This is a genomic window from Streptomyces sp. SID486, assembly GCF_009865385.1.
Taxonomy (GTDB): Bacteria; Actinomycetota; Actinomycetes; order Streptomycetales; family Streptomycetaceae; genus Streptomyces.
On the sequence record NZ_WWJT01000422.1, the window covers coordinates 1 to 528 of the forward strand.

A 528-nucleotide genomic window follows, 5' to 3' on the forward strand; every position below is an offset into this window, starting at 1 on the left:
ACCACGTAGTGGAAGTGGGCCACCACGAAGTACGAGTCGGAGACGTGGAAGTCCATCGGCGGCGAGGCCAGGATGACACCGGTCAGCCCGCCGAAGAGGAACGTCACGAGGAAGCCGGCCGCCCACAGCATCGGCGTCTCGAAGGACAGTGAGCCCTTCCACATCGTGCCGATCCAGTTGAAGAACTTCACACCGGTCGGGACCGCGATCAGGAAGGTCATGAAGGCGAAGAACGGCAGCAGCACACCACCGGTGACGTACATGTGGTGCGCCCACACCGTCACCGACAGACCGGCGATCGCGATGGTGGCGGCGACCAGGCCCATGTAGCCGAAGATCGGCTTGCGGGCGAACACCGGGATGATCTCGGTGACGATCCCGAAGAACGGCAGGGCGATGATGTACACCTCGGGATGGCCGAAGAACCAGAAGAGGTGCTGCCACAACAGGGGCCCGCCGTTGGCCGCGTCGTACACGTGGGCGCCGAACTGACGGTCCGCCTCCAGGGCGAACAGCGCGGCGGCCAGG

The 528-nt window shown here is 65.0% G+C and carries 1 protein-coding gene; it reads right to left on the minus strand.

Features of this window, described 5'->3' with window-relative positions; all coding sequences use genetic code 11:
- Positions 1-528 (minus strand): cbb3-type cytochrome c oxidase subunit I (locus tag GT045_RS19980; RefSeq protein WP_202528529.1); only part of this gene is annotated, 528 nt, incomplete at both ends.